Source organism: Paenibacillus sp. 01T442, from assembly GCF_056398345.1.
The window spans coordinates 685,299-692,209 of record NZ_JBFTPF010000001.1; the positions used below are offsets into that span (position 1 = coordinate 685,299).

The 6,911-nt window shown below is 49.5% G+C and carries 6 protein-coding genes; 5 read left to right on the forward strand and 1 reads right to left on the reverse strand.

Annotation, left to right across the window (positions count from 1 at the left end; translation table 11 throughout):
* The first annotated feature begins 12 nt into the window (after positions 1-12).
* From AC1DLM_RS02845 to AC1DLM_RS02855, 3 genes are all read left to right on the forward strand, one after another.
* Complete coding sequence (locus tag AC1DLM_RS02845; RefSeq protein WP_477569047.1) at positions 13-783, forward strand: SDR family NAD(P)-dependent oxidoreductase; 771 nt, start codon at positions 13-15, stop codon at positions 781-783.
* Entirely contained in the window at positions 780-2,840 is a 2,061-nt protein-coding gene (locus AC1DLM_RS02850; RefSeq protein WP_477569048.1) for a heparinase II/III domain-containing protein, read from the forward strand. Before AC1DLM_RS02845 ends, AC1DLM_RS02850 begins: the two co-directional genes overlap by 4 nt.
* Positions 2,841-2,935: 95 nt before the next feature.
* A complete protein-coding gene (locus tag AC1DLM_RS02855) occupies positions 2,936-3,817 on the forward strand; it encodes a TolB family protein (protein ID WP_477569049.1) in 882 nt (293 codons plus the stop codon).
* 10 nt (positions 3,818-3,827) lie between these two features.
* Here AC1DLM_RS02855 and AC1DLM_RS02860 read toward each other — a convergent pair whose 3' ends face one another.
* Positions 3,828-4,544 carry a helix-turn-helix domain-containing protein gene (locus tag AC1DLM_RS02860; protein WP_477569050.1) on the reverse strand — a complete coding sequence of 239 codons (717 nt, stop codon included), beginning with the start codon at positions 4,542-4,544 and terminating at the stop codon, positions 3,828-3,830.
* Between the two features lie 197 nt (positions 4,545-4,741).
* Here AC1DLM_RS02860 and AC1DLM_RS02865 point away from each other — a divergent pair, with 197 nt between their 5' ends.
* Both AC1DLM_RS02865 and AC1DLM_RS02870 read left to right on the forward strand, forming a co-directional pair.
* Entirely contained in the window at positions 4,742-5,509 is a 768-nt protein-coding gene (locus tag AC1DLM_RS02865; RefSeq protein ID WP_477569051.1) for a phytanoyl-CoA dioxygenase family protein, read from the forward strand.
* Between the two features lie 481 nt (positions 5,510-5,990).
* A complete protein-coding gene (locus AC1DLM_RS02870; protein ID WP_477569052.1) occupies positions 5,991-6,665 on the forward strand; it encodes a PDDEXK family nuclease in 675 nt (224 codons plus the stop codon).
* The last annotated feature ends 246 nt before the right edge of the window (positions 6,666-6,911 follow it).

Here is a 6,911-nt window from a genome sequence, read left to right on the forward strand (position 1 = left end):
GGCAGAAATCATATGCATGGAATTAATTTAACTGGGAAAATTGCACTTGTAACAGGATCGAACGCGGGGATTGGACGGGCGATTGCTCAGGCTTTGGCTGCAAATGGGGCAAAAGTTGGTGTGAATTGCCTTTCTAACATAGCTCAGGGCGAGGAAACGGTGGCAGCCATTCGTGCGGCTGGTGGGGAGGCCATTCTTGTCCAAGCGGATGTGACGGATGCTGAGCAAATTAATCGGCTTGTGAACGAGGTTGAGCAAGCTTTTGGCGGTTCCATCGACATTCTGGTGAATAACGCAGGGCATTTGGTGCAGCGAGTGCCGAACGCAGAGATGACCGAGGACATGTACGAGCGCATTCTGAATGTGAATTTGAAAAGCACGGTGTTTATGTGCAAAAGAGTGCTGCCCGGCATGAAAGCCAAGGGCGCCGGTCGTATTATTAATATGTCATCGGTTGCTGCGTATAACGGCGGTGGGCCTGGTTCTAGCGTGTATGCAGCCAGCAAAGCTGCTGTGATGGCGTATTCGAAGGGGCTGGCGAAGGAAGTAGCGGCAAGTGGCATCACTGTTAATAACGTGTCGCCAGGGTTCATTGGCAACACGATGTTCCACGCCACCTTCACGAGTGACGCAGCACGTCAGGCTACCATCGGTGGCATTCCTCTTGGGCGCGAAGGCACACCAGAGGATGTAGCTGGTGCGGTTCTGTATTTAGCATCGGAGCTCGCGGGCTACCTGACGGGAGAGACGATTGAAGTTAACGGCGGGATGATGATGCGATGAGCGATGCCGTTAAGGTGAGCGAAACGATTCGCGCGAAGGTGCAGCGCTTAACTTGGGCGAGTGAGGTGGCGAACTCGCTGAAGGAAGAGATTGATGGGCTGCAGGCTAGCGGCAGTCTGATGATTCCCCTGGAGCCAGGCGGCTGGTGGCACCAGTATGTGTGTCCGCAGCACCACACGGAGCTGCTGTTCGATCCTTTCATAGCCGATGCGACGCAGTTTCATTGTCCGCACGGCTGTGTAGTGGAAGGCGCCGAGTATCGAGGCGCATGGCTGGTGTATAAGCACCAGCAGCTCGCGCGGATCGCGCTGCAGGCTGCTGCGGTTTATGCGGGGCTGCGCGACTACGCCTATGCCGAGCTGAGCAAACAACTGATCGTGGCGTATGCGGCGCAGTTTCCGCTGTACCCTGTGCATCCAGATGCACAGCCTTGGATGCTGAAGGGGCGCGCGTTTCATCAAGCGCTGACGGAATCGATCTGGTCCACGACGCTGATTCGTGCGTATGTCCTGTTGATGGATGAAGGGGTCATCTTTAGCTCAGATGAGCAGCGCAAGGTAGATACATTCCATCATCTGCTTGAAGAGAGCATGCGCGCGTATCGCGGGATTTTGATCCACGAGCGGAACAATGCGGAGAACAATTATACCGCTTGGCTGAACGCATCGCTCGCTTGTGTGTATGCCGCCAGAGGGGAGCGGCATGAGCTAGAGGCATTAGTAGAAGCCGAGGGCGGCTTCCGGCATCATCTATCGATCGGCGTGAAACCCGATCAGCTAGAGTTCGAAGGCAGCACGTATTATCATGTTTTCGTGCTGCGGGCGTATTTGATCTTCGCTGAGATGGCGAAGCGATGCGCGAAGGATCTGTACACGTGCGAGGGATCGCTGGGTCAATCCATGCGCGGCATGGTAGAAGCGCTAGCCGAGCTGGCCGATGACCAAGGCGTGCTGCCAGCGCTGCACGACGGTCCGATGGAGCGGCTGCCTTACGCCCGCGAAATCGCGGAGGTAGCCGAGCTGGGGCTGAGCCACTATGCCGTGGAAGGCCTCATGCCGATTCTGCGCGAGGCCTATCGCCAGATGGGCTCGGCGGACGGCTCGCGCTGCGGGCTTGAAGCGCTGCTGTATGGCGCTACGGCATCCATAGCGATTCACCCTGAGGCTCTTACGAAGCCGCGTGGCTCGAAGCTTTGGCCATCATCCGGTTTTGCTGTCGGGAGACATGCGGATAACCCGCTGTCTTTTCTTGTGGATTTTGGTGAACACGGGGGTGCTCACGGACACCTCGATAAGCTGCACTTGTCGTTGATGCATAAAGATCAAACACTTACGCCAGATTTCGGCGTAGTTCCATATGGATCCACGTTGCGTCCGTGGTTTGGTGAAACCGCCAGTCATAACACGGTTTCACTAGGCGGTAAATCGCAAGCCGAGCATACAGGGCGGTGTCTGCGCTTTGAACAAACGGAAGCGAGCACCTACGCTTGGCTGCAGAGTGATTCGGCCTATGTAGACTGCAAGCTGAATCGCCATCTCTTTTTAACAAGCGACTGGCTGTTGGATTGGTTCGAGGTTACGCTCACGAGTGAGAATCCTCAGTCAATTGAGTGGTGGATGCATCCTATGGTCGCGCCACAGTCGAAAGATCTGAAGGAGCTCTCTTTTGCAGATAAAGTCCAGTATCCACCCATTCTCATCCAAGAAAACTTGCCTGATTTGCCTATCGTGGGGAGCTATACCCCTGTAGCATCCAATGTTCAAATGAAGTATCAGCTTTCATCGGATGGTAGTGCCCAGATTCATCAAACGGCGTTGGTGCTTCCAGACCAAGAGCTGCTGACGGTTCGAACGCCGGGCCATTCCATCGATCCAAGCGTACCGCTGACTGCATTGCTGCATCGCCAAATGGGTAAGCAGGCAAGGTTCATTCATGTGTATCGTGTTGGAGCGGGAGCGACGATAAGCCTTCTGGCTGAGGAACACCTAGGTATTACCGCAGAGGGTCGTTTGACGACCGTTCAACTTTTACCAGAGCAAGGGCTGCTGATTGTTTAGCGGCTCTTTTTTGCTTAAGGTAGGTATGTTTTGGTTAAATTTGACACTACTTTTATGGAGTGAGTATGATGGGACTATAAAGGACGGTGTATCCCATGAATACGTTGCAGCAGCCTCGCAAGCGGGAAGAAAGACATGTCATTAGTACTCTTGAAATTGTGGATGTAGGCACAGGGGAACGTCAGGTATTGGCTGAAGTTGATGATTTGATTGAGGCGCCGAATTGGACGAGTGATGGTGAACGTCTCATTTACAATCAGAGAGGTTTGCTCTACGCCTATGAAATAGCTACAGGTGAAAGCAAAGTGATCGATTCTGGCTATGCGAATTGGTGTAATAACGACCATGTGTTGTCCCCGGATAATAGGCAAATTGCGGTGAGTCATCACACCGAGGAGGACGGGCAGTCGCGTATTTACGTGCTTCCGTTGGCTGGCGGTCAGCCTACATTGATTACAGCGATGGCCCCAAGCTATTTGCATGGGTGGTCTCCGGATGGTCGTGAATTATCGTATTGTGCGGAGCGGAATGGCGTGTACAATATTTATACGATTCCCGTTCAGGGTGGTGTGGAGCGACAACTGACTGATGTTCCTGGACTTGATGATGGTCCTGAGTACTCACCAGACGGTCAGCATATTTGGTTTAATTCCACACGATCCGGCTTGATGCAGGTATGGCGAATGAACGTGGACGGCAGTGAGCAGACACAAATGACAGATGAGCCCAGTAATAATTGGTTTCCACACGTATCCCCAGATGGGAATACGGTTGCCTATATTGTTTATCGCAAGGGAGATGTCGAGCCTAATGCGCATCCCCCGAATAAAGAGGTTGAAATCCGATTAATGGCAAGTACAGGAGGTCCCTCTCGGACCTTAGTATCACTATTTGGAGGACAAGGGACAATTAACGTCAACTCGTGGTCGCCAGATAGCCAGAAATTAGCGTTTGTAAGCTACAAATTGAAGAAGTAGGTAGAGCTTTTTAGAAACGGTAAGTCCTTCGATACGTCGAGGGGCTTATTTTAATTTTGCTTTTAAACATGCGGCTCATATAAAAAGCGTTCTGATACCCGCACTGCTCAGCGATGTCCTCGAGTGTTAGATCGGTGTCGACGAGTAGGGAGCGTACTTTTTGAAGTCGAAGTGTGGTGGCATAGGCTATGGGAGAAAGCTTATACACCTGCTGAAAACGTCTTGTTAACTGAGAAGCGCTGAGGCCAAGCTCCTTCGCGAGGTCTTGCAATTGAAAGTGAGCTCCGAACGCATGCTGCTCGATATAAGCAAGGGCACGGTAGGTAATCGGGTCTGTTTTGTCCTGCTGGTAGGACGGGATATGGTCTTGTTCTTTCTCAATTTGGAACAGAAGATCCGCGATTAAGTGAGTTGCGTAGGCTCCGTTTTTGTCTGAAGGTTCATCGGATAGATGCCGCAAATAAGTGAAGGTAGATGTTAAACGCTGAATATCTCGGATCATAACTTTGCCATGGGGATACGTGTGCTCTGAACTGAATTCTATGAAAATAAAGGAGAAAGGCGACGTTACTTTACGTTTTAACAACGTGTCTGGCGGGCAAATGACAAGCTCTCCAACCGACACATCTTGGAAATCTTCTTCTGCATTGATGCTTAGGTTGTAAGAGAATCCGCCCGATTGTGGGGCAAGCAGGACCCAGTCCTTATATATATCTTCTTCCATCATAAAGCTATCCCTAATTCCGCTGCAATAGTATCGAACCATTTGGATAGGAGGCATCATAATTCACCTTTCATCGTGAAGTTTCAACTGCAAAAAAGTATATGAAATATCATAAACCAGTGCATGTGCAATGTAAATAACTCGGAGTACTATTAGGTCATGGAAGCAAATACAAGCAACACACAAAGGAGATTACACACATGAAAAAAATTAACATTCTTACCACAGATCAGATTCAAAGCTATAACGAGAAAGGCTATCTGGTCCTGCGAAATGTGTTCAGCGAGCAAGAAGCCATCGTGCTTCAAGCAGAATGCGACAAGCTCCTCACGTTAGATGCGTATACTGCACCAAATAATGTTCGGGCAGGGCACAAAGGGTATGCAAACGGTGAAGTGAAAATTGAACGACTGGACCCGGTTCATGATATTTCTGCGGTTTTCGCGGATTTGGTGAGGGATGAGCGTATTCTAACGCCGCTTCGTGATATTTATTTGGATGAGCCGCAACTGTTCAAGGATAAATTGATCTTTAAGCTGCCAGGGGCAAACGGATACAGTATGCATCAGGATGCTGCATGGTGGCAAGGCTTCCCGATCGAGGGGCTGATCAGCGTGATGGTTGCGATTGACGGAGCTACCGTCGTGAATGGTGGTCTGGAGCTGTTCCCCGGGTACCACGAGCGTCTTCGCTCAACACCAGGGGAGCTGCGGAATATGAATGCGGAGGAGATCGCAGAAATCGACCCTAGTACAGGTGAAATCGTTGAGACAAAGCCGGGTGACGTTATTATTTTCCACTCTTTTACACCGCACCAAAGTGGAACGAATACATCGGATAAAAGCCGCAAGCAGCTGTTCCTAACGTACGCACCTGCGAAGGATGGCGACCTGTATAAGGCACATTACCAGCACTACAAGCGCTATGCTTTGAAGGGCAAGGATTTGAGTCAATATTATTTCTTGTAGTCGTGGAACTATTGCACGTACTGGAATACACGTACGCACATACAAGAAAGCCATTCACACGTACGCCAATACAAATATGTCATTCACAAGAACGCCGACATACGCAGCCCCCCCCACTTGCGCAATAGATGGAGAAACTACAGTTAATAATTAGGAATAACGTGGGTTTATCCATTTAAATGGAAAATATACAGCTAATTAGTGTGTTTGAGTGCGATATCTGAGTTTCTGCCATTATTACATGTAGGTTTTCCAGTTATTCCAATTAATTAGGTGAAAAGCTCTGATTTAACTACAGGAAATCCAGTTATTCTAGAAATGCATCGAAGGCTACCTGCTAAGCGGCCGCTGTATCTAGCTAATCAGGACTAGTCATCCACCAATATTTCCCTTATAATGACAAATAAGTGACGAAGAACGTCCCGTTCCATTCCTTTGAGTGGATGCGGGGCGTTTTTCTATTTAGAGGGGGATGAGAACAATGAATGTTGTAGAAGAGCATGAAACGTTTATTCAGATGCATTTGAACAATCGTAGTGGGGAGCGGCGCGGCAGATTGGAGAGGGGACATGGGCATGGGGAGGCGCTTTTTGCGAAACAAATTTGGTGGATTTTACGTGGTGACTTCGAGCATCTTCACCCTGAATATGAGGTGCTCGATTGGCGCGGGCGTTCCTACTTTGCTGATTTTGCTTGGTTGCCAGGCTTTGTGAAGCTGCTTATCGAAATAAAAGGCTACACTTCACACGTTCGTGATCTGGACAGGCAGAAATTTTGCAATGAATTGAATCGCGAAACGTTTCTTCATGCGATGGGGTATCAAGTAATCTCCTTCGCCTATGATGATGTTGAGCAAAGACCGGAGCTATGCATAGCCCTGCTGCGAATGGTGATGGCGAGATATCAAGCAAGTTCAAAACCTGTTCTACGCGCCCACATGGCCGAAAAAGAAGTCCTTCGTCTCGCCGTTCAGCGTGCAGAGCCGATCCGGCCGAAGGATGTGGAGCAGCATTTTGATATCGACCATCGGACTGCGGTCATGATGCTTAAGAAGCTTTGCTCGAAGGGTATGCTCACACCTGCCTATAGCGGAAAGGGGCAGCGCATCGTTAAGTACGCATTAGCCGGGAGTGGATTGCTCGCCAACATAGATTAATGGAAAACATCCAGTTAATTTATCGCAAAATCTTCGATTTATCCAATTAGATGGAAATTATGTAGTTAATTTTWGCGAATACGACTAGATGTGCTAAAAACGGTTCGGCCCCTTAATTATGGAGTCTATCTGCTGAATACTTGCTTTCTCGCAGTTTCTCATTTTTCGTATTCAACCTTTTTTAAAGGGTAATCTCCACTACCCCTAATTTATTTGCCTTCCAGGCCTCATGATATCGGCTTGGAC

Bases quoted from the DNA above. Each gene is read 5' to 3' on its own strand.
- AC1DLM_RS02855 (WP_477569049.1), top strand. From the start codon at position 2,936: ATGAATACGTTGCAGCAGCCTCGCAAGCGGGAAGAAAGACATGTCATT.
- AC1DLM_RS02865 (WP_477569051.1), top strand. From the start codon at position 4,742: ATGAAAAAAATTAACATTCTTACCACAGATCAGATTCAAAGCTATAAC.
- AC1DLM_RS02850 (WP_477569048.1), top strand. From the start codon at position 780: ATGAGCGATGCCGTTAAGGTGAGCGAAACGATTCGCGCGAAGGTGCAG.
- AC1DLM_RS02870 (WP_477569052.1), top strand. From the start codon at position 5,991: ATGAATGTTGTAGAAGAGCATGAAACGTTTATTCAGATGCATTTGAAC.
- AC1DLM_RS02845 (WP_477569047.1), top strand. From the start codon at position 13: ATGCATGGAATTAATTTAACTGGGAAAATTGCACTTGTAACAGGATCG.
- AC1DLM_RS02860 (WP_477569050.1), bottom strand. From the start codon at position 4,544: ATGATGGAAGAAGATATATATAAGGACTGGGTCCTGCTTGCCCCACAA.